This window comes from Nocardia sp. NPDC049737 (genome assembly GCF_040674755.1).
Taxonomy (GTDB): domain Bacteria; phylum Actinomycetota; class Actinomycetes; order Mycobacteriales; family Mycobacteriaceae; genus Nocardia.
Genome location: NZ_JBFANH010000020.1, coordinates 102,592 through 123,527, shown reverse-complemented (window position 1 = coordinate 123,527; position 20,936 = coordinate 102,592). Strand labels below are relative to the sequence as shown.

The window sequence follows — 20,936 nt, the reverse complement described above, 5'->3', positions numbered from 1 at the left end:
TCCGAGCTAATGGCCGATTTTGGTACGCAGGAAGTGCCAGAAGACGGCACGCCGATACGACAGCCCGGACTCGACCGCCGATCCGGCAAGCCCGGTGCCGAAGACGCCGAATGTGCGATCGTGCCGTCATAGCGACGGACCAAATCACCTGGCGACGGGCATGATTGCGTCTCAGCCGCCCACAATGGGCACGTGGCCTGCGCTACGGCCAAAAGCCGCGCCAATTCGGTAACTGCCTCCGTGTGCGAGTCACCGACCGATATGCGCTATCCGGTGACCTCATGAAGATTGCCAAGGGCTAGCTCACTTCTGGATAAGCGCGTGCTGCCGGATCTGTGAGGACAGCCGAAACTCGACGGTTGGATCGCCAAACTTATTGTGCGCATTGCGATTTCGATTAAAGCGGCTTGGCTCGAGTGCGCCCGCAGGGTACAGTCGATGGCAGCGAAGGGGAGTAGCCCGCAATCGCGCTGTCGACATACTGGCCCGCCGCCTCACGAGGGCGCGGACCCGGTCGCGCGAACCGGCGCAGATCCGGTGGGCGAGACCTTCGGCCGAGACAACTATTTCGTTGTCGGCCGGAGGCGTAATTCGATCTCCGGGCCGGCAGGCCGGAGCCCGGGAGTGCACACCACATGATCGCGACGATATTGCTGAGCGTCGGAATCGTCTTTCTCGCCGAATTGGGCGACAAGTCCCAACTGATGGCGTTGACGTTCGCGCTGCGCTACCGCTGGTGGGTGGTACTCGGCGGCATCGCGACCGCGAGTGCGGCGGTGCACCTGATCTCGGTCGGCGTCGGATACTTCCTCGGTGCCGCACTGCCCACCCGGGCCATCACCATGGTCGCCGCGCTGACCTTCCTGGCCGTCGGCCTGTGGACCCTGCGCGAACATTTCGGCAGTGCGGATGAACCGGCCGAACCCAAGCCGCCACGTTCGACAACCGCGCCGTTCCTCGTGGTCCTGTCCGCCTTCCTGCTCGCCGAACTCGGCGACCGGACCATGTTCGCCACCGCCGCTCTGGCCACAGATAACAGCTGGGTCGGCGTCTGGATCGGCTCCACCATCGGCATGGTCGCCGCCGATGCCCTCGCCATCGCCGCGGGCATCGTGGTCGGCAAACATCTCCCGGAACATGTCATCGGCATCTGCTCCGGCCTACTGTTCCTCTACTTCGGCACCGCCAGCCTGCTCGCCGCCACCCGCCCCGACCTCGGCATCCTCACCGGTGGCGCACTGGCCATCCTCGCCCCGACCGCCGCGGGCCTTGCCCTGCTGATTCGTTCGCGCCGCGCCCGGCGCGATTCGGAACCTGCCGCGGTAGCCGAACCCGCCGAAGAGATGCGCTGACCGATCGCGCTTCGAGCCCAGGCCGTTTCGAGCTGTCCAGAGAAGTCCCCGGCCTGGCGCTGCTCGACCATTCGCCGTGGCCGGGCAGCCAGCCTCGAGCAGAAGTCCCATAACCGCCGCTCAAGCACGCACCTCGGACTGACGCAGCATTGCCTCGCCATAAAGGTCACCGCTGCGGCGGACCAGGTCCAGTAGGGGTTCGCGGAGGGCTCGGAGGCCGTCGAGGTCGTCGACCGCTACGCGGGCGGTGACCATGGCGCTGATGGCGGCGGCGAGGGTTTGGCAGGCGAAGCGCTGTTGGTCGGTGCGGGCGTCGAGGACCTCGGCGATCATCGCGACGAAGGATTCCTGCAGTTGGGTGCGGCGGGCGACGGCCTTGGAGCCCACCGCGTAGACCTCGACCAGGTAGAGGCGGGCATATGCGGGTTCAGCGATCAGCCCGTCGAAGTAGGCCTCGAGGATTCGGCCCATCCGGTCGGGATCGGCCGGGTTTGTCGAATCCCGTGCATCGCCGCTGATCGCATTCGCGATATTCGAGATCAGCAATTCGACGGCCCACTCATAGGCGGCCTCGAAACAATCCTCTTTGGAACGGAACTGCTCGTAGAAGGTCTCCCGGGAAACCCCGGCCCGCTTGAGGATGGCCGCGACCGAGGTCCCGACGTATCCGTTCTCGACCATCGCCTCGGCCATCGCGCTCAAAATCCGCTCGCGCTGCGAGGCGATCACCTCCTCCCGCGGCAGGCCGTGTCGCCCCCTCGGGAGTTGGCGTGCGTGGCTGGCGGATTCGGTCATTCAGTGGCTCCGAGGGTCGGGCGGGCAATATCCGGCTACGCCGGTCGCTCCATTTTGCGGGGTCTGGCCGGTTGGTCGGTGGTGAAGGGCGCATCTTCGGTGCGCGCGATCTGCAACGCCCGCGCTACCCCGCGGCGCAGCGCGATATCGATGACGCGCTGCGCGACCGGCCGGAACGGCAACGCCACCGCTACCCACCAGGGCGATACCACCTGACGCTTGCGCCGGGCGATAGCACGCTCGACCGCATCGATCGCGGGGCCGAGTGGTGCGACTCCCGACACCGTGGACCGGCCGAGAATGGCTCGCGCGGCGGCGGTACCGAAGCCGCGCGCGGTCATATCGGTATCGAGTTCGGCGAAATACGCGACACCGACCTTCGCACCGGTATGCCTGACCTCGTGCCGCAACGTATTGCCGAGCGCCTCCACCCCGGCCTTGGAGGCGCTGTATGCCCCGACCAAAGGCAGATTCACCGCAGCCGCCAACGACGAAACGACCAGCGCATATCCGTTCGGATGACAGATGTGCGGTCCGGCGGCACGCAGCGTGTAGTAGACGCCCAGTACATTGACCGCCAGCGTCTCCTCGATGACCGCCGGATCCCCGCCGAGCAGGGCCAATTGTTTGGCGATCCCGGCATTGGCCACCACCACATCCAGCCCGCCGAGTTCGGTGACCAGCGTGCTCACCACCCGCTCCACCTGCCGGTGATCGGCGATATCGCAGTAGCGCCATGGTGCGTCCCCGCATTCGCGCGCCACCTCCGCGAGCAGATCCGCCTCCAGCCCGAGCAGCGCTACCTTCGCCCCTTTCGCGTGCAACTGCCGCGCCAGTGCGGCCCCGATGCCGCGCGCCGCGCCGGTGATCAGAATCCGGCGCCCGCTAATAGACGCGGCGGAAAACAGGTTCATACCAGCGACGATACCAGCCGCGAACACGTATGTTCGCAAATAATTTTCCGTTTATCCAGCAGTGTTATATAGGGCCGGCATCGGGTGCGAGGGAGCCGTGATCGGTTTCTCACATGCCACCGGTTAGGGTGCAATTGACGAAGGGCCAACTGGCTGTCACGAACGAGAGGACCATCGTGGAGATTTCGGGTTCCGCCGCCATCATCACCGGAGGCGCATCCGGCCTCGGCGCCGCCACTGCCAAGCGTTTCGCCGATCTGGGCGCAACCGTCTTCGGACTCGACGTACCCCAATCCATCGAGCGCGCCGGGGATAACGTGCCCGACGGCGTCACCCTGATCCCCGCCGACGTCACCAGCAACGACGAAGTTGCCGCCGCGGTCGCGCAGGTCGTCGAATCCGGTGCGCCGCTGCGCATCGTGGTCAACTGCGCCGGTGTCGGCTGGGCCGGGCGCATCCTGTCCAAGAACGGCCCGCACGACCTGGAGCTGTTCCGCACTGTCATCACCGTCAACCTGCTCGGCACCTTCAATGTGATGCGCCTGGCCGCCGACGCGATCGCCAAGACCGAGACGGTCGACGAATACGGCCAGCGCGGCGTGATCATCAACACCGCTTCGGTCGCCGCGTTCGAGGGCCAGATCGGTCAGATCGCGTACTCGGCCTCCAAGGGCGGCGTGCACGGCATGACCGTCCCGGCCGCGCGTGACCTGGCCCAGTTCGGCATCCGCGTGAACACCATCGCTCCCGGCATCATCGACACCCCGATGCTCGCCGGTGTCACCGAGGAATACCGCAAGGGTCTCGAGGCCGGTGTGCCGTTCCCGTCGCGCCTCGGCCGTCCGGACGAGTACGCGCAGCTGTCGCAGTACATCGTCGAGCACGATTACCTCAACGGCGAGACCATCCGCATGGACGGCGCGCTGCGCATGGCTCCCCGCTAAAGAGCCTGCGCTCGTCCGCCTCCCCGGATATTCAGGCCCATAGCAGTTGGGTGCCCAGATCGTCGATCGTAAGGCCGGCGGTCGGGCACCCATTCGGCTTTTGGGCGTACCCCCACCGGTCTCAGAGGGTCGGTTTGTGCCCGATGCCGAGGAATGCCGTGGTGGACAGGGGTTTGTTCGGGCGATAGTTGACGGCGAGATAGGCGCGCATGAGGGCGACGCGTTCGGCCCATACCTGCTCGCCGACGGTGCGGCGCATCAGCAGCAGTGGGGCACTGCTGCGCACCATGGTCTCCCACATCTCGTCGGAGTCGGCGAAACTCAGTGTGCTGGTGTGACGTTGGATACTCACCCCGGCGAAGCCCGCGGTGCGCATCTCGGTCGCGAAGACCTCCGGATTTTCCAGGTTGAGGAAGTTGGGTTGGGGTTCGGAGATGGTCGGGTCGGCGGCGGCGAAGGCGCCGAACATCATTCGCATCAGGGTCGATTCGGCCACCGGTGCCCAGCTCGACACAACGGCGGTGGCACCGGGACGCAGTACCCGGAACAATTCGGCGAAACCCTTCGCCCGATCCGGGAAGAACATCAGCCCGAACATCGAGAAACCGGCATCGAAGCTCGCGTCGTCGAACGGTAGCGCCTGCCCGTCCCCCACCCGCGCTTCGATATTGGTCAGCCCAGCGGCGCGTGCGTCCTCGGTGAGTCGCTGGATCATCGGCTCGGAGAAGTCGATGGCCGATACCCGCGCCACTCGCTCGGCGGCGGGCAGACTCAGCGTGCCCGGCCCCGCCGCGACATCGACCACCCGCGATTGCGCCGAAAGTCCAGCGAGTTCGAGGGCATATGCGGAGAAAGCCGCCATGATCGCGGGTCCGAATTCGGCATATCCGTCGGCGACGAGATCCCACGGTTCGGCGGCGGCAAGCGGGTTACCAGACATCAGCTGACGATCCTTTCGACCGTCCAAGGCTAACCGGGCGATACCCCCGGACCCTACCAACTTCGCCCGATCTCACTGTGCGCGAAGCAGATCAGATCTTGCGTTCGAAGGTGATCAGATGATGCCCTGGTCCGTTGTAGTCGCGCACCGGTCCGACGACCGTGAAGCCCAGATGCCGGTGGAAGCCGATCGACGCGTCATTGCCGGGCGAGGTGATCGCTTTCACGATATGGCGGTCATTCGCCCGGGCTATCGCGAAGAACCGCTCATAGAGCTCGCGCGCGAGACCGCTCTTGCGAGACTGCGGATCGACGCCGACGAAGTGGATGTAGGCCTCATCGGATTCCGACGGCGAGAGGAACCCGATCAGAAAGCCCGCCAGCCAGTCGGTCGGTTCCCGCCGTCCGGCGCCGGGCACCTCGGCGACCAGGCTGGTCCGGTAGAAATGATCGAGGAACAATCTGGGCAGATGCGATAACACCGAGCGCCCCCACCAGTCATCGATAACGGTGGCGATGGCGTCGTAGTCATCGGCACGTGCGGCCCGGATGACCGGTCCGTTCGCATTCGGCACGTTAGCTAGCCCGCCTCCCCGCATATTCAAGCCAGATCAAGTGCCACGATAGTCGCGTTGGCGCCCAGCGGTGAATCGGTGCAGGGCTTAGCCCGTCCCCGATGAGTTACCCATGTGCCATGGAAATCAGTTGTCTCGTCCGACAACCTGGCGGGTCGTCGCAGACCTAGGGAGCGGCTCACACAGGTTGGGAACCTATGTGAGCCGCTCACTGGTTATGTCTCCCCCATTCCTGGCAGATCGACCTTCAGAGCGTGCGGGTCAGGCGCTCGGTGAGGATCTGGGCGAAGCGGGCCGGATCCTCGAGTTCCCCACCCTCGGCGAGAACCGCTGTGCCGTAGAGCAATTCGGCGGTCTCGGTGAGTTCGGGCACCTTACCCGCGTCGGCGTCGTCCTTGCGGGTGTCATAGGCGTCGCGCAGGCCGGTGACCAACGGGTGGGTCGGGTTGAGCTCGAGGATTCGCTTGGACGCGGGCACCAGCTGACCAGAGGCCCGGTACATGCGCTCCAGCATCGGGGTGAAGTCGAAGACATCACCGACGAGGCAGGCCGGCGAGGTGGTGAGCCGGTTGGTCAGGCGCACCTCCTTGACGTTGTCCAGGGTCTTGCCGAGCCAGCCGAGCACTTCGGCGAAGTCCTTGTCCTGCTGTTCGCGCAGCGATTCGGTGGCCTTCTTCTCCTCCTCGGTCTCCAGATCGACTTCGCCCTTGGCAATGGACTGCAAGGGCTTGCCGTCGAATTCGGTGACCGAACCGACCCACATCTCGTCGACCGGATCGGTCAGGATCAGCACCTCGCGGCCCTTGGCTTTGAAGGCCTCCATATGCGGGGAGCTTTCGACCTGCTGACGGGTCTCGCCGGTCATGTAGTAGATGGCGTCCTGACCGTCCTTCATCCGCTCCACGTAGGCGGCGAGGGAGGTCAGTTCTTCCTCGGAGTTGGTCGAAGCGAACGAGGAAACCTGCAGCAGCGTCTCGCGGTTGTCGAAGTCCGAGAGCAGGCCCTCCTTGAGGACGCGCCCGAACTCCTTCCAGAACGTCTGGTACTTCTCCTGATCTTCCGCACCCTGCAGTTCCTTGACCGTCGAGAGCACCTTCTTCACCAGGCGCTTGCGGATCATCTGGATCTGCCGGTCCTGCTGCAGGATCTCGCGGGAGACATTGAGCGACAGATCCTGCGCGTCCACCACCCCCTTGACGAAACGCAGGTATTCCGGCATCAGCTCTTCGCAGTTGTCCATGATGAACACCCGCTTGACGTAGAGCTGCACGCCGCGCTTGTGCTCGCGGGTGAACAGATCGAAGGGCGCGTGCGAGGGAACGAACAGCAGCGCCTGGTACTCGAAGGTGCCCTCGGCCTTCATCGGGATGATCTCCAGCGGATCGTCCCAGCCGTGGCTGACGTGCTTGTAGAACTCCTTGTACTCCTCGTCGCTGACCTCGCTCTTCGGGCGCGTCCACAGCGCCTTCATGGAGTTGAGGGTCTGCTCCTCGAGAATCGTCTTCTCGGTCTTCTCCTCACCCTCACCCTCGGTGACGGTCCGCTCGACCTGCATGCGGATCGGCCAGGCGATGAAGTCGGAGTACTTCTTGACGATCTCGCGGAGCTTCCACTCCAGGGTGTAGTCGAAGAGATGGTCCTCCTCGTCCGGGGTCTTGAGATGCAGCGATACGGTGGTGCCCTGCGGGGCCTCGTCGAGGGTTTCGATGGTGTAGGTCGAGCTGCCCGCGGCCGACTCCCAGCGGGTGCCCTCGGTCTCGCCCGCCTTGCGGGTGGTCAGGGTGACCTTGTCGGCGACCATGAAGGTCGAATAGAAGCCGATGCCGAACTGGCCGATCAGCTCCTCGGCGGCCGCCTCGGATTTGGCCTCGTTCAGCTTCTTACGCAGCTCCGCGGTGCCGGATTTGGCGAGTGTGCCGATCAGATCGACCACCTCGGCGCGGGACATGCCGATACCGTTATCCCTGACCGTCAGGATCCGATTGTCCTTGTCGACCGCCAGCTCGATATGCAGATCGGCGGTATCGACGTGCAGATCCTTATCGCGGAAGGACTCCAGCCGCAGCTTGTCCAGCGCGTCGGAGGCGTTCGAGATCAGCTCCCGCAGGAACGTGTCCTTGTTGGAGTAGACCGAATGGATCATCAGCTCGAGGAGCTGATGGGTTTCTGCCTGGAACTCGAGTTGTTCGACGTGCTCTGTCACGTCGCGATGGTACCGCCGCGCCTATCCGACATCGCCGACATCTGCCCGAAGTCGGCCAAGCCGGGTACCTCGACGTCGGCGCGATGGGGATCATCGGAGCGCGTAGGGCGTGGATGCATCCATTCGCGCAGCACCATGGTGGCCCGCACATCGTCCTCGTTGTACTCGAGCAGCCGGGTGCGCTGACCATGATCGGGTTCGCCCTCGTAGCCGACGGCCAGCCGATACCAGCTCATCGACGCCTCCCCGCCCGCCTCCGGATCGCGCCAGGAGAAGCCGGCCACCGGCGCGATCTTCTTGAGTCCCTTGCCGTTCGGGCAGATGAACTGATCGGAGACGGCCTGGAACATATCCACCCACTGTGGTCCGTCGACGAAGGCGCGCACCTGCTCGACCGTCGGCACCCCGGGCCGACCCGCGAACCGGCGCGCCGATTCGTAGAGCCATTTGTCCTCTGCGGTGCGCGAATAGCAGTACGCGGCAAAGGTTTTCCCGGCCGCGATGGCCTCGGCGCGGACGGTCATCAGCCAGGTCCAGAATTCGCCGAAGGAGCGGCCCTCATCCTCGGTGGGCAGCGGATCCCAGGTGACGAACGGGCGGTACACGCCGTCGAGCAGCGTGCCCCACAGGTATGCGCCGTACTCCTGGAAGCTCTCCAGATCGACATCCACCTCGACATCGGCCCGGCGCACCCAGACCCGCTCGACCCGGCGCACCAGCGGTGCACCCGCGAGCCAGGCACGTGCGGTCACCACGGCCTCATCGAAGGGGCCGTGCTGCCAGTCCTCCGGATCGTCGCCGACCCAGGCGGCCAGATCGTCGATGGTCTCGACGCCGTGGCCGCGCAACACCTCGGCGCGGGAACCGGGCGCGACCAGGCTCACGTCCCGATGTTCGGTCAGCCAGCCCTCACAGCTCTGACCCGCGACCCGCGCCTCATCGGCGGGTGCTTTGCGCGTCCACCACGGGCACTGGCGGCATTCGGGCACCTTCGACGGAACCGTCGGCAATTCCCCGCGCACCACCGCGATTCGATCGGCATAGCGCCGGTCGTAATCGGCGAGCAGCGGGCCGAGATCGTGCACCAGGATGCGGTCGAAGTGGTAGCCGATCACGCCGCCGACCAGCGCCGGACTGGCCAGACCGTGCCGCTGCAGCATCCGGTACAGATGCGCGAGCCGCTGTTGATCGCGGGGCTGCGGGCGCAGTTTGCGATGCGGGTCCGGTTGCGGATCCCAGTGATACGGGTCCGAGGTGGTGGGGTGGAAATCGGCCGGTTCGGGTTGCCGCGGATCGGTGACCTTGTGATTGACCACGATCACCGGGATGTAGCCGCCGCGATCACGGTCACGCAGCAGGATTTCCGAGCCGCCGCGGCGGCCGGTATCCGGCTCCTGCGGCAGCAGTCCGCCCCAGATGTGTTGCGCGCCTTCGGCACACGCGCGCATGGTGGCCGCGGCCCGCTCCCCGGCGCGTAACGTCGGATCGATCACCACCCAGTTGTCCGGATCCGCGGCGATCAGCGCTTCACGCACCCTGGCGCGATGCGCGGTCGCGGCCTCCCGGCGCTGACGGACCCCGGCATCCTCGATCACCCCGGTCAGCAGGTCCGGATTGGCGGCGTTCAAATGCAAGCGGTGCCGACACCCGATCAACGCTCTGGCATCGACGAATGCGGTCGGCTCGGCGGGCATCGGCGCAGTATTCAACTCGGTCTGCCGCTCGTCGGCTACGCCTTCGTGATTGCGACCCTCGCGGTCACCGCTGCCCGAATACACATACGCAGTATGGTCCAGACCTCTGACAACTCTGTGATCGCATGACGTGGTCGGCCCCCAAGTCGCACAGCAGCCATTGAGTCGCGTGGTACACCGGTGAGCGGCGTGGTAGACCTGTGCCCGGTAGACGAGCAGCGAGATGATTCAATATCAACGCAGCCCGTTCGGAATCAACGCAGCCCGTTCGGAGCGAGTCTTACGAGCGACGTTCGCGGCCCGTCTCGCGGTCGAGCGGTCGAAGCGCACGCGACGAAGTCGCGAGTCTCGACCGCGCCGCTAGCGACTGCTTGCAGGTCGCTCGAAAGGGTCGGCCGCGAGACACCGGGGGACCGCGAACACGCCGGGCCGCAGGCGCGGCAAATTCGACACAGGAGGGCCTCGATGGGGTTGTTCACGAAGCGCAAGCGGCGGCCGAGCCGCAGGGCCGAGGCGAAGGCCCTCAAGCACAAGGCCGCCATGGAGGCGAAACTCGGCGCCAGGAACGACCGCAAGGCCCGCCGCGCGGAGGCCCGCACCCAGAGCAAGGTCGCCAAGGCGCAGATCGCCGCATTGCAGGCAGAGGAGAAGGCAGCACTCAAGGTGGCGGCCAAGGCCGAGCGGGATCCGTTCACCGCGAGCCAGGTCCGCAAGTACCTCGGTGTGGCTCGGGTGCTGGTGCCCGTACTCGCACCGCTGGCCTACCGTGCCGCGACCTATATCCGCGGCCGGATCGATACCCGTCGGGCGCATCAGCTCGGCATCGGCGTCGAACAGCTCGGTGACTTCAGCGGTCACGGCGGTCGACTGCAGGCGCGGATCTCCAATACCGAAGCCGCCCTCGACAAGATCGGCACGCAGTCCAGCGACAAGGCGGGCAAGGGCGAGACCCAGAAATTCGTCGCCGCCACCCAGGATCGACTCGGCAATCTGACCGCCGCGATTCGGACCGCGGAACAGATGCCCGCGCCGCGCCGTCGCGCCGTACACGCGTCGATTTCGAGCGAGCTGTCCGGTATCGAGGCGGATGTCTTGGCGCGCCTCGGCGTCAGCTGATCCACCCGATGTCTCCCGGCCAGCCCTCCGGCAGCCCGCGTGGCTGTCTGGTCGGCGGCACAGTCGGTGCGCTCGCCATCGCCGCACACGGTGCGGCGGGTGGTGGATTTCCGGATTCGGCCGAATCCGCACTGCTGCTGCTTGTTTCGGCGTTGACGGGTTGGGCCGCGGGGCGACTGTGGCAGGGCACCGACGGCCGTTGGGCCGTACTCGGTCCGCTCGCGCTCGGACAGCTCGCCGGGCATGCGGTGCTCTCCGGGCTGATCGACCACACCCACACCCACGCCGCCGCACCGCAAGTCGACCGGTATCTGCCCACCGGCTGGATGTTGTTGGCGCACTCGAGCGCAACGCTCGGCTGCGTCGCGCTGATCCTGATGGCCGAGCGGCTCTACGGGATGGCATCCAGCGTCATTCGCGCGGTTTCCGCCACCGGATCACCGCTCGTGCTCACCCGCCCGGTTCGCTGGTCCGATCCAGTTCCGCGGCCCTACCGCTTTCATCCGAACGGCGCGATCGGTCCGCGCGCGCCTCCGGTGTCGGCCTGATCCGCCACACCCAAACCCCTTCGGACAGAAAGCACTTCACCCATGCGTACGCAGATCACGCGCGCCTGCACGGCCGTGGCCGCCGCCGGTTTCGTTCTCCTCGCGGGCGGCACCGCCTCCGCACACGTCACCGCCGACGCACCCGGCGCGACGCAGGGCGACTACTCGGTGATCACCTTCAAGGTGCCGACCGAATCGGAGACCGCGAACACCACGGCCCTCACCGTCGCCCTGCCCAATCTCAAGAGCGCCCGCACCGAACCCATTCCGGGTTGGAACTCCAAGGTCGACCGCAATGACAAGGCCGAGGCCACCTCGGTCACCTGGACCGCTGATCCCGGCACGCCCGGTGTGCGCCCCGGCCAGTTCCAGCGCTTCGTCCTCTCGGTCGGACCGCTGCCGACCCAGAACGAGGTCAGCTTCCCGGCAACTCAGACCTACAGCGACGGCAAGGTCGTCAAGTGGGATCAGCCCATGGGCGCGGACGGTTCCGAACCCGAACATCCGGCACCGACGCTGACCCTCGCGGCGGCCACCGGCGACGGCCATGACGGCCACCACGTCGGCAGTTCGGCCGCCGCCTCCGAGCAATCGAAGGACACCGACAACACCGCGCGCTGGCTCGGCGGCATCGGTCTCGCACTCGGCCTGCTCGGCGTCGCGCTCGGTCTCGGCAATGTGATCCGCGGACGCCGGGCATGAGTGGCACCGCCCTGCGTCGCATGGTCGGCGGGTTGGTCGCGGGGGTGCTCTTTCTCGGCATGGGCGCGCTCGCGGCTGGAACGGCGGCGGCCCATTCCACGCCGGTCAGCAGCGTGCCCGCCGACGGCGCGAGTATCGAAACCGGTCCGGAGCGGGTGAGCATCACCTTCAACGAACCACTGCAGGAAGGCTTTCCAGCACTCACCGTGGTGGGGCCGGACGGGAATCTGTGGTCCAAGGGCGACCCGAAGGTGGACGGCCCGACCGTGAGCGTCGCCGTCGGCGAACTCGGCCCGACCGGCGTCTACAAGATCGGCTACCGAGTCACCTCCGCCGACGGCCACCCGGTCAAGGGTGAGCGGACCTTCACCCTCACCAAGGCGGGCAACGGAACCCCGGGCCCGAAGGCCAACGCCCAGAACAACTCCGGCGGAGGTGGCGATTCCGACGGAATTCCGCTGTGGGTCTTCATCATCGGCGCGGTCGTCCTGTTCGGCGGTGGGCTGGCATTCGCCCTGTTCGGCGGCAGGAGCCGCAAATCGCAGCGGTGAGAAGAGCACGCGGGTGAACAAGGTGCAGCCGACGACCGGTGGCGGAAACGCGCAAGCTCTGCTGCTGGTCGTCCCGGCCGGGCTGCTGGGGGTGGCGCTCGCGCTGATCCTGGCCGTCCCGGCCCCCGCACAGTCCGAGAGCATCGTCCGGGTGCTGGCGGACTGCACCGGGGCGACCGTGCTCGGGCTGGCCGCACTGCCCCGGCTGCACGATCGGCTGCGGCCACCGTGGCGGGTGCTCGCGGTACTGGCCGGGATCTGGTGTGTCACCGAATTCATGGTGCTCGTCTTCGAGGCGGCGGCCGTCGTCGGAGTGCCCGTCGGCACGCTCAGCGCTAGGCAGTTCGGCAATTTCCTGGTGGAGATCAGCGCCGGTCAGGTCGGCATCGCGGTACTGATCGGCAGTGGTGCGGTCGCCTGCTATTCGGCGATCGCGTTCCGACGACCGGAAACCGCATCGGCGGATCTGGTGTTGGTCTTCACCGCAGTGGCGTTAGCGCTGCGGCCGATCACCGGGCATATGTCACAGCAGCCGTTCGGCTCGGTGCTCGCGGCGGTGCACGCGCTGGCGGCGGCGTCCTGGTTCGGGCTGTTGGTCGCGCTGGCACTGGTAGTGCGCGCCCGGGGTGAGTGGGCGGTGACGCTGCCCCGGTATTCGGCGGTGGCGCTGCCGCTGGTCGGCATCGTCACGGTCACCGGCCTGGTCAACGGGTTGGTGCGGGTCGGCGGGATCGCCCCGTTCGTGACGACCGGCTACGGCCGCATTCTGCTGGCGAAAACCCTTGTGCTGGTTGGATTACTGGCGCTGGGCTGGTGGTGGCGACGGAGCTGGGTACCGCAGGCGACGGGACATCGAATGCCTGCGGAATCCTCACTGCGTCGGGCGATCATCGAGGTGGCGGTGATGTCCGTGGCCTTCGGACTGGCGGCTACCCTGGCGGTCACCGCTTGACGCTTGCAAATGCAAGCACCTGCTGCCGGGCCGATAGCAACCCGTTACAGTTGTGCCATGACCGAGGTGAAGATCATCGAAGACTGTGCGGCATCGGCCGAAACAGCCTTCGCGTATGTCAACGACTACCGGAATCTGTCGCGTTTCATCACCGAGGTACAGGACTTCACACCGATCACCGAGCAGGTCGAGGGTGTCGGAGCGACCTTCGACGGCACCATCAAACTCGGTCCCGCCGCGCTGCATTCGCGCCTGCAGGTCGTGCGGTGGGAGGAGAACTACGCGATCGCGGTGAAGTCGATCAAGGGTTTCGAGATCGAATCCACCTTCCTGTTCCACGCCAAGGGGACCGACAGTTGCACGGTCGACGCGATCGTCGACTATCGCGTGCCGGGCGGGATCGCGGGCAAGGTGCTCGGCAAGACCATCGAGCCGTTCGTGAAGCTCGCCGTCAAACACTCCACACACAACCTGACCACCCAGATCGCCGAATTCCACGCCAGCAGGCAGGGCTAGCCAGAACTTGTCCGAGCCGGTCCGCCCGGAGGATGCTTGGCACTATGGTCGACCGAACGACACCAACATTCGCGCAGCGCATCGCCTACATCTGCGGGCGCACGCTGCCGGAGTCGATGTCGGCGTGGGTGCTCGAGGATCTGACCGGCCCCGGTGCGGCACGTCGCTATCTGATGCGCTTCCTCATCCCGATGATTCCGGTACTGAGCCTGTTCCTGCTGGTACCCGGACCGAAATGGATGGGCCTGGCGATGATGGCCCTGCTGTATCTGCCGCTGATCTATTTCACCGCGGCGCTGATGTATGTGTATCGCAGGGCGCGTCTGGTCAAGCACGGCCTCGATCCAGCGCTGGCCGACGCCGCGTCCAGCAAGCGCGCGGAGACCGAGCGGCGGGCCTACGAACGCCGCCACGGTCGCGCTTGATTCCGGCTGCCGAATATTCGCCGAACCTGGCGATGACGCATCTCACAGGCATAGCCTGAACATATGAAACGCCCCACGATAGGCCAGCGGATCTCTTACGATCTCGGCCGCGAGCTCCCCGAGGAGCTGCACGAGTGGGTCATCCACGACCTCGTCGGGCACGGGGCCGAGGTGCGCTATCTCGTCCGGTTCATCGTTCCATTCATCCCGCTCTTGCTGGTCCCGCTGCTGTTCCCCGGGCCGATCGCATTGAAGATCGGCGTGATCATCATGATGGTCGTGCCGCTGGTCGTGTTCACTGTGGCGCGCAGCTATGTCTGGCGCCGCTACCGGATGAGGCAGCACGGCCTCGACCCGCAATGGATCAACCACAACAAGATGCGCGAAACCGAGCGAATCAAGTACCAGATGCATTACGGGCATCGCTAGCGACCGGGTTTGCAGCGGGCGCGCCGGTGAATGCCGACCATCGTCACCCACTCGACCACGACGGAGCGAGTCTTACGAGCGACCGTTCGCAGACACCAGGGGGCCGCGAACACGCCGCGCCGAAGGCGCGGCAGAATGTCACAGTGGACACCATTGCTACCGCGGACCTCGCCGACGAGATCGGCCCCGAAATCCGTAGCTGCGATACGCAGTTCATCCAGTTCGGTGGGCGCGCGGAGTTCTCCGGGCGCATCACCACGATCCGCTGCTTCCAAGACAACCTGCTGGTCAAGCAAACGCTGAGCGAGCCGGGCAACGGCGGCGTGCTAGTCGTCGACGGCGGCGCCAGCGTGCACACCGCACTGGTCGGCGACATCATCGCCGGACGCGGTGTGGCCAACGGCTGGTCCGGCGTCATCGTCAACGGTGCGGTGCGCGACTCGGCCATCCTGCGCACGCTCGATATCGGCATCAAGGCACTCGGCACCAATCCGCGCAAGAGCACCCAGACCGGCTCCGGCGAGCGCGATATCCCGGTCGAATTCGGCGGTGTGACGTTCGTGCCCGGCCATATGCTCTACAGCGACCACGACGGCATCGTGGTCCGTGCTTGAGCCCGAGCGACTAGACCGCTGCCACCCTGGCCTTATGACCGGCGATGGCCACAATGTCGCCGATATGCAATTGCCGTCCGCGACGCAGTTCCACCTCCTCGTTCACCCGTACCAGACCCGCGGCGATCACGGTCTTGGCCTCCGATCCGGAATCGATCAGATTGGCCAGCTTGAGGAACTGACCGAGTCGAATGACGTCGTCATCGATTGGTACATCGACTGCATCGGACATGGGATACATCCTTACTCCGTTGCCGTCGAACCGGAAATCCAACCCCCCGCCCACACGACCCGACACTCATGAATGACTCGCCGATAACCGACATGCCCGGGTGGTCTTCGAGCACCACTACCGCGGCACCGTACACACTGGTGCTGTGACAACCACGCACGCCGGGCAACGCATCGACACCGAAGCACCCCCGGAAAGATCGGCACCACCGGTTCCGCATCGCGGACACGGACGGCTGCGGGAGGTCCCACATATCGCGGGTCTGCTCCTGGGTGTCTTCGCCGTGCTCTGCTTCCTGTGGAGCCTCTCGCCCGGACTGCGATATCTGACGCATGTGCCGCGGCGCTACATCGACCTGTACTACTTCGACGCACCGGATACCAGCCTCGTGTGGGCGCTGGTGGTCGGGTTGCTCGCGGGGGCGACGGCCAGCCGCAAGCGCATCGCCTGGTGGTTGCTGCTCGGCTATATAGCGCTCTACGCCCTCGCGAATGTGCTCGAATTCGCCGACGAGGCCAATATGCACGCACTGGTGGCCGCGGTGGTACAGATCGCCGCGATCGGCGTGCTGCTCGCGTCCTGGCGGGAGTTCTACACAAAGGTGCGCCCGGGGGCGGGCTGGAAGGCGTTGGGCGTACTGGCAGGCGGTCTCGCGGTCGGCTGTCTGCTCGGCTGGGGTCTGGTGGAGTTGCTCCCCGGTTCGCTGCCCCGAGGCGTGCAGCGGCCGCTGTGGTCGATCTATCGGGTGACGGCCGCGGTGCTGGTGGACAACGAACATTTCGACGGCCATCCGCGCCCGTTCGTCAACTTCCTGCTCGGCCTGTTCGGCGCCATCGCCCTATTGGCCGCGGTGGTCATCCTGCTGCGCTCGCAACGTGCGGGCAACGCGATGACCGGCACCGACGAATCCGCGATCCGCGGTCTGCTGGAACGCTCCGATGTCGAGGATTCGCTCGGCTACTTCGCGACCCGGCGCGATAAGGCGGTGGTCTTCGCGTCGAGCGGCAAGGCGGCGCTCACCTATCGCGTCGAATTGGGCGTGTGCCTCGCCAGTGGCGATCCGGTCGGCATTCGCGAGTCGTGGCCGCAGGCGATCGATGCGTGGCTGCGGCTGGCCGACCAATTCGGTTGGGCCCCAGCGGTCATGGGCGCGAGCGAGCTCGGTGCGACGGCGTACCGACGGGCCGGACTTTCGGCGCTGCGCCTCGGTGACGAGGCCATTCTCGACACCAGGACCTTCTCGCTCGCGGGCCCGGAGATGAAGCAGGTCCGTCAGGCCGCGAACCGGTTGCGCAAACACGGGATCACCGTGCGCATCCGCCGCCATCGCGATATTCCGGCCGCGGAATTCCGGCAGGTGATCGCCCGTGCGGATGCCTGGCGCGATACCGAAACCGAGCGCGGCTTCTCCATGGCGCTCGGACGCCTCGGCGATCCGCTGGACGGCGACTGCCTGCTCGTCGAAGCGGTGAATTCCCAGGAGCGGGTGCTCGGCATGCTCTCGCTGGTGCCGTGGGGACGCACCGGCGCGTCACTCGAGCTGATGCGCCGAGATCCACACGGCCCCAACGGTGTCATGGAGCTGATGATCTCCCAGCTCGCGCTGACCTCGGAACAGCATGGCATCACCAAGGTTTCACTGAACTTCGCGGTCTTCCGCTCGGTCTTCGAGGAGGGCGGCCGCATCGGCGCCGGACCGGTGCTTCGGCTGTGGCGCGGCGTGTTGCTGTTCTTTTCGCGCTGGTGGCAGTTGGAGGCGCTGTACCGGTCGAATGTGAAGTATCAGCCGTACTGGGTGCCCCGGTTCTTCCTGTTCGAGGATCGCAGGCAACTACCACGGGTTGCCATGGCCAGTGCGCTCGCCGAGGGCTTCCTACCGCGCTTCGGTAAGGAACCCGAAACCATTACCCACACCGGTCTGCACAGTGCGGTACCCGCGGGCATCACCGGACTGCACGCCGACGGCAGTCCGCCGGATCTGCCGGATAACGTTGGTGTGGAACTGCTTCCACGCCGCCCGGAACAGGTGCGGGTGCGCATGGACAAGCTCGACCGGCTAGCGGCCGCCGGTGTCGATGCCTATCCGGTCGCCTATCCCCCGACGCATGCCGTCGCGGCGGCGCGTCGTTCACCGCGCGGCACCACGGTGCGGGTCTGTGGCCGACTGTTGCGCATTCGCGATTACGGCGGGGTGATCTTCGCGGTGGTCCGGGACTGGACCGACGATATCCAGCTGGTCATCGACCGCGATCGGGTCGGTGCCGAACGCAGCGCCGAATTCGGCGAATTCTTCGATCTCGGTGACCTCATCGAGGTCAGTGGCCAGATCGGGCACAGCCGCCGCGGCGAACTTTCGCTGCTGGCCGCGGACTGGCGGATGATCGGCAAATGCCTGCATCCGCTGCCGGACAAATGGAAGGGACTGGCCGATCCCGAGGCCAGGGTGCGTCAGCGCTACGTCGATATGGCGATCAATCCGGAGGTCCGCGAGATGCTGAGCAAGCGCACCGCGGTGGTGCGCTCGCTGCGGGATTCGTTGAACGCCTGGGGATATCTCGAGGTCGAGACGCCGATCCTGCAAAAGGTGCACGGCGGTGCCAATGCGACACCGTTCCTCACCCATATCAATGCCTACGATCTGGACCTGTATCTGCGGATCGCGCCCGAGCTGTATCTCAAACGGCTGTGCGTCGGCGGTATGGAGAAGGTCTTCGAAATCGGGCGCAACTTCCGCAACGAGGGTGTGGACTTCAGCCATAACCCGGAGTTCACCAGCCTGGAAGCCTATGAGGCACATGCCGATTACGAGCGGATGATGCAGCTGGCGCGCCTACTCATCCAGAACGCGGCGCAGGCGGCCAATGGTTCGATGGTGGCGCTGCGCCCCAGGCCGGACGGCTCGTTCGAAGAGGTGGACATCTCCGGGGAGTGGACGGTGAAGACCGTGCACGGCGCGGTATCGGAGGCACTCGACTCCAAGATCACCCCGCAGACCACGCTCGAGGAGCTGCGCGAACTCTGCGATAAGGCGCAAGTGCCCTATCAGCACGGCTGGGATGCCGGGCAGGTCGTGCAGGAAATGTATGAGCATCTGGTCGAATCCCGTACCGAGAAGCCGACTTTCTACATCGACTTCCCCACCTCGGTCTCTCCGCTGACCCGCGCGCACCGCAGCATTCCCGGCGTGACCGAGCGCTGGGATCTGGTCGCCTGGGGCGTCGAATTGGGTACGGCCTACAGCGAACTCACCGATCCGATCGAACAGCGCCGCAGGCTCACCGAGCAGTCGATGCTGGCGGCCAATGGCGATCCGGAAGCCATGGAGCTCGACGAGGACTTTCTGCAGGCGCTCGAGCATGCGATGCCGCCCACCGGCGGATTGGGAATGGGCGTGGACCGCATCGTCATGTTGATCACCGGACGCAGCATTCGCGAGACGCTGCCGTTCCCATTGGTCAAGCCGCGCTGAGGAACTCGAATCGAGTATCTCAATATGAAAGATTGCAGTCCGGAAAAGTTCCATTTGCCGTATTTGCCCGCTACCCTTGGTAATTCGGCCCCGGGAGGAGGCCGGTACCTTCGACCATGGGGATGCATATGTACCTTGACCTGCTGACCAACACCGCACTGCTGGACCCGCAGGTGTGGGCGAGCGCGGACACCTGGACCAACTCCGACACCGTCGCATCAGCAGTAGAGTTCGCCGCCAAGAAAAAGAAGAAGAGCAGCAGCGGACTGCTGATCGGCGGCATCTGCTGCCTGGTCATCGTCGCCCTGATCGTCGGCGGCATCTACCTGCTGACTCAGCGCAAGAAGCAGCAGTAAGCCCACGAAAACGGCCCGGCTCGCAGATCGCGAACCGGGCCGTTTCGGTATTTCCGGACTAGATGACGGTGCGTTCGGAGGCCACCTCGGCCTCGAGCAACAGCTCGTCATCGAGTTGGTCGTGCGGCTGCGCCGGCACCGACTTCAGCACCACCACCGCCGTGACCAGCGCGGCGACCACCAGTGCGACGCCGATCCAGAACGCGAGCTGGAATCCATTGGTGAGCGCCACATTTGCCGCGACACCGTCCTTCAGCAGATGTTCGGTCTTGCTAGCCGACAGGGTGGCGAGCACCGCCAGACCGAGCGCGCCACCGACCTGCATGGTGGTGTTGGCCAGACCCGAGGCCAGACCGGCCTCCTGCGGCTCGACCCCCGACATCGCCAGATTCATCAGCGACGGGAAGGCCAGACCCGCACCGGTGCCGAACAGCACCATCGGCCCGAAGATGTTGAGCCAGTAGTTGCCGTCCACCGGCGCCTGGGTCAGCCAGAGCAGCGCGACGAGAATCAACAGCAGACCGGGAATCAGCACCCTGCGGGCGCCGAAGCGCATCACCAGATGTTCGGAATAGCGCACCGACAGCAGACCCATGATCGCCGCGACCGGGAAGAAGGCCGTGCCGAGTTGGATCGGCGAATAGCCGAGCACCTGCTTCAGGTACAGCGAACCCATGAAGAACATGCCGAACATGCCGGCCACGGTCAGCACCTGGATCACATTGGCACCGGACAGATTCCGCGAGCGGAAGATCTTCAGCGGCATCAGCGGGGTGGCCGCCGTCGCCTCCCGCGCGATGAATCCGGCGAGCAGTACCAGCGCGGCCGCTCCCAGACCCAGTGTGACCGGATCGGTCCAGCCGTATTCGGCCGCCGGCTTGACGATCGTGTAGACGCCGAGCATCAGCGCCGCCGTGATCAGTACGGCGCCGGGCACATCCGCGCCATCCTTCAATCCGGCACCCTTGTCCTTGTCCAGGATCTTCAGCGCGCCGAGGCCGACCGTGATACCGATCGGCAAGTTGACCAGGAAGATCAGCCGCCAGTCCAGGGCGGTCAGGAAACCGCCGAGCAGCAGGCCGATCGCACCACCGGCCGACGCGACGAAGGCATAGCGACCGATCGCCTTGGCCTGCTCGCGCGGATCCGGGAACATCGCGAAGATCATGCCGAGGATGACCGCCGAGGTCATGGCGCCGCCGATGCCCTGCAGGAAGCGGGCCGCGATGAGTGTCACCTCGTTGACGGCCGCGCCACACAGCGCCGAGGCCAGGGTGAAGACCACCAGACCCGACAGGAACATGGTGCGGCGACCGATGAGGTCACCGAGTCGGCCGGCCAGCATGAGCAGGCCGCCGAAGGAGATCAGATATCCGTTCACCACCCAGGCCAGACCCGATGCGGTGAAGCCGAGGTCGGTCTGGATATCCGCCAGCGCGACATTCACGATCGTCGCATCGAGCACGATCATGAGCATGCCGCCACACAACACATAGAGGGCGAGCCAGCGCTTGCCGTCCGAACCGGGGGCGTCCCCCACCTGTCTATGTCGTTCTTTTGCTTCCGTCACCACAGACGCCTTCCACCCGAAGATCGTTACTGTGGCACGC

21 protein-coding genes are annotated in these 20,936 nt (G+C 65.7%); 13 read left to right on the top strand and 8 right to left on the bottom strand.

Annotated elements, in window-relative coordinates; all coding sequences use genetic code 11:
- Nucleotides 1-635 precede the first annotated feature (635 nt).
- Nucleotides 636-1,352: a TMEM165/GDT1 family protein gene (locus AB0J47_RS25855; protein WP_364350968.1), complete on the top strand. Its 717-nt coding sequence runs from the start codon at nucleotides 636-638 to the stop codon at nucleotides 1,350-1,352.
- A 120-nt stretch (nucleotides 1,353-1,472) separates the two neighbouring features.
- Here AB0J47_RS25855 and AB0J47_RS25850 read toward each other — a convergent pair whose 3' ends face one another.
- Together AB0J47_RS25850 and AB0J47_RS25845 are read right to left on the bottom strand one after the other, a co-directional pair.
- Nucleotides 1,473-2,147, bottom strand: a complete 675-nt coding sequence (locus tag AB0J47_RS25850) for a TetR/AcrR family transcriptional regulator (protein WP_364350965.1) — start codon at nucleotides 2,145-2,147, stop codon at nucleotides 1,473-1,475.
- A 35-nt stretch (nucleotides 2,148-2,182) separates the two neighbouring features.
- Nucleotides 2,183-3,061: an SDR family NAD(P)-dependent oxidoreductase gene (locus tag AB0J47_RS25845; protein ID WP_364350962.1), complete on the bottom strand. Its 879-nt coding sequence runs from the start codon at nucleotides 3,059-3,061 to the stop codon at nucleotides 2,183-2,185.
- 176 nt (nucleotides 3,062-3,237) lie between these two features.
- Between AB0J47_RS25845 and AB0J47_RS25840 the strand changes: the two genes are divergently transcribed.
- On the top strand, nucleotides 3,238-4,005 hold the full coding sequence (locus AB0J47_RS25840; protein WP_364350959.1) for an SDR family NAD(P)-dependent oxidoreductase: 768 nt from the start codon (nucleotides 3,238-3,240) through the stop codon (nucleotides 4,003-4,005).
- Nucleotides 4,006-4,126: 121 nt separating this feature from the next.
- Here the strand turns inward: AB0J47_RS25840 and AB0J47_RS25835 are convergent, their stop codons facing one another.
- The 4 genes from AB0J47_RS25835 to AB0J47_RS25820 all read right to left on the bottom strand — a co-directional run bounded on the left by AB0J47_RS25835 (nucleotide 4,127) and on the right by AB0J47_RS25820 (nucleotide 9,416).
- Nucleotides 4,127-4,945 carry a methyltransferase domain-containing protein gene (locus tag AB0J47_RS25835; RefSeq protein WP_364350956.1) on the bottom strand — a complete coding sequence of 273 codons (819 nt, stop codon included), beginning with the start codon at nucleotides 4,943-4,945 and terminating at the stop codon, nucleotides 4,127-4,129.
- Between the two features lie 91 nt (nucleotides 4,946-5,036).
- On the bottom strand, nucleotides 5,037-5,519 hold the full coding sequence (locus AB0J47_RS25830) for an N-acetyltransferase (protein ID WP_364350953.1): 483 nt from the start codon (nucleotides 5,517-5,519) through the stop codon (nucleotides 5,037-5,039).
- Nucleotides 5,520-5,766: 247 nt separating this feature from the next.
- The gene (gene htpG, locus AB0J47_RS25825) at nucleotides 5,767-7,722 is read right to left on the bottom strand and encodes a molecular chaperone HtpG (RefSeq protein ID WP_364350950.1); all 1,956 of its coding nucleotides are present in this window, start codon (nucleotides 7,720-7,722) and stop codon (nucleotides 5,767-5,769) included.
- Nucleotides 7,719-9,416 carry a TM0106 family RecB-like putative nuclease gene (locus tag AB0J47_RS25820; protein ID WP_364351145.1) on the bottom strand — a complete coding sequence of 566 codons (1,698 nt, stop codon included), beginning with the start codon at nucleotides 9,414-9,416 and terminating at the stop codon, nucleotides 7,719-7,721. Before AB0J47_RS25820 ends, htpG begins: the two co-directional genes overlap by 4 nt.
- Before the next feature lie 465 nt (nucleotides 9,417-9,881).
- Between AB0J47_RS25820 and AB0J47_RS25815 the strand changes: the two genes are divergently transcribed.
- The 9 genes from AB0J47_RS25815 (at nucleotide 9,882) to rraA (ending at nucleotide 15,269) form a co-directional block, all read left to right on the top strand.
- Nucleotides 9,882-10,532 (top strand): DUF6474 family protein, encoded by a 651-nt coding sequence (locus tag AB0J47_RS25815; RefSeq protein ID WP_364350947.1) that lies wholly within the window; start codon nucleotides 9,882-9,884, stop codon nucleotides 10,530-10,532.
- Nucleotides 10,533-10,540: 8 nt separating this feature from the next.
- Nucleotides 10,541-11,080 (top strand): hypothetical protein, encoded by a 540-nt coding sequence (locus tag AB0J47_RS25810; RefSeq protein ID WP_364350944.1) that lies wholly within the window; start codon nucleotides 10,541-10,543, stop codon nucleotides 11,078-11,080.
- 42 nt (nucleotides 11,081-11,122) lie between these two features.
- Nucleotides 11,123-11,782, top strand: a complete 660-nt coding sequence (locus AB0J47_RS25805) for a YcnI family protein (RefSeq protein ID WP_364350941.1) — start codon at nucleotides 11,123-11,125, stop codon at nucleotides 11,780-11,782.
- Between the two features lie 20 nt (nucleotides 11,783-11,802).
- Nucleotides 11,803-12,333: a copper resistance CopC family protein gene (locus tag AB0J47_RS25800; RefSeq protein WP_364351142.1), complete on the top strand. Its 531-nt coding sequence runs from the start codon at nucleotides 11,803-11,805 to the stop codon at nucleotides 12,331-12,333.
- Between the two features lie 22 nt (nucleotides 12,334-12,355).
- Nucleotides 12,356-13,285, top strand: coding sequence for a CopD family protein (locus tag AB0J47_RS25795; RefSeq protein ID WP_364351139.1), 930 nt, complete (start codon nucleotides 12,356-12,358; stop codon nucleotides 13,283-13,285).
- A gap of 57 nt (nucleotides 13,286-13,342) precedes the next feature.
- Complete coding sequence (locus tag AB0J47_RS25790) at nucleotides 13,343-13,801, top strand: SRPBCC family protein (protein ID WP_357476007.1); 459 nt, start codon at nucleotides 13,343-13,345, stop codon at nucleotides 13,799-13,801.
- A gap of 44 nt (nucleotides 13,802-13,845) precedes the next feature.
- Nucleotides 13,846-14,226, top strand: a complete 381-nt coding sequence (locus AB0J47_RS25785) for a DUF5313 family protein (RefSeq protein WP_364350937.1) — start codon at nucleotides 13,846-13,848, stop codon at nucleotides 14,224-14,226.
- 63 nt (nucleotides 14,227-14,289) lie between these two features.
- Nucleotides 14,290-14,655, top strand: coding sequence for a DUF5313 family protein (locus AB0J47_RS25780; RefSeq protein WP_364350934.1), 366 nt, complete (start codon nucleotides 14,290-14,292; stop codon nucleotides 14,653-14,655).
- A 152-nt stretch (nucleotides 14,656-14,807) separates the two neighbouring features.
- Nucleotides 14,808-15,269, top strand: coding sequence for a ribonuclease E activity regulator RraA (rraA, locus tag AB0J47_RS25775; RefSeq protein WP_364351136.1), 462 nt, complete (start codon nucleotides 14,808-14,810; stop codon nucleotides 15,267-15,269).
- 10 nt (nucleotides 15,270-15,279) lie between these two features.
- Here the strand turns inward: rraA and AB0J47_RS25770 are convergent, their stop codons facing one another.
- Nucleotides 15,280-15,501 carry an RNA-binding S4 domain-containing protein gene (locus AB0J47_RS25770; protein ID WP_364350931.1) on the bottom strand — a complete coding sequence of 74 codons (222 nt, stop codon included), beginning with the start codon at nucleotides 15,499-15,501 and terminating at the stop codon, nucleotides 15,280-15,282.
- Between the two features lie 172 nt (nucleotides 15,502-15,673).
- Between AB0J47_RS25770 and lysX the strand changes: the two genes are divergently transcribed.
- Complete coding sequence (gene lysX / locus AB0J47_RS25765) at nucleotides 15,674-18,970, top strand: bifunctional lysylphosphatidylglycerol synthetase/lysine--tRNA ligase LysX (protein WP_364351133.1); 3,297 nt, start codon at nucleotides 15,674-15,676, stop codon at nucleotides 18,968-18,970.
- A 128-nt stretch (nucleotides 18,971-19,098) separates the two neighbouring features.
- Entirely contained in the window at nucleotides 19,099-19,326 is a 228-nt protein-coding gene (locus AB0J47_RS25760; RefSeq protein ID WP_364350928.1) for a hypothetical protein, read from the top strand.
- A 58-nt stretch (nucleotides 19,327-19,384) separates the two neighbouring features.
- Here the strand turns inward: AB0J47_RS25760 and AB0J47_RS25755 are convergent, their stop codons facing one another.
- Nucleotides 19,385-20,896, bottom strand: coding sequence for an MFS transporter (locus AB0J47_RS25755; RefSeq protein ID WP_364350925.1), 1,512 nt, complete (start codon nucleotides 20,894-20,896; stop codon nucleotides 19,385-19,387).
- Between the last annotated feature and the right edge of the window lie 40 nt (nucleotides 20,897-20,936).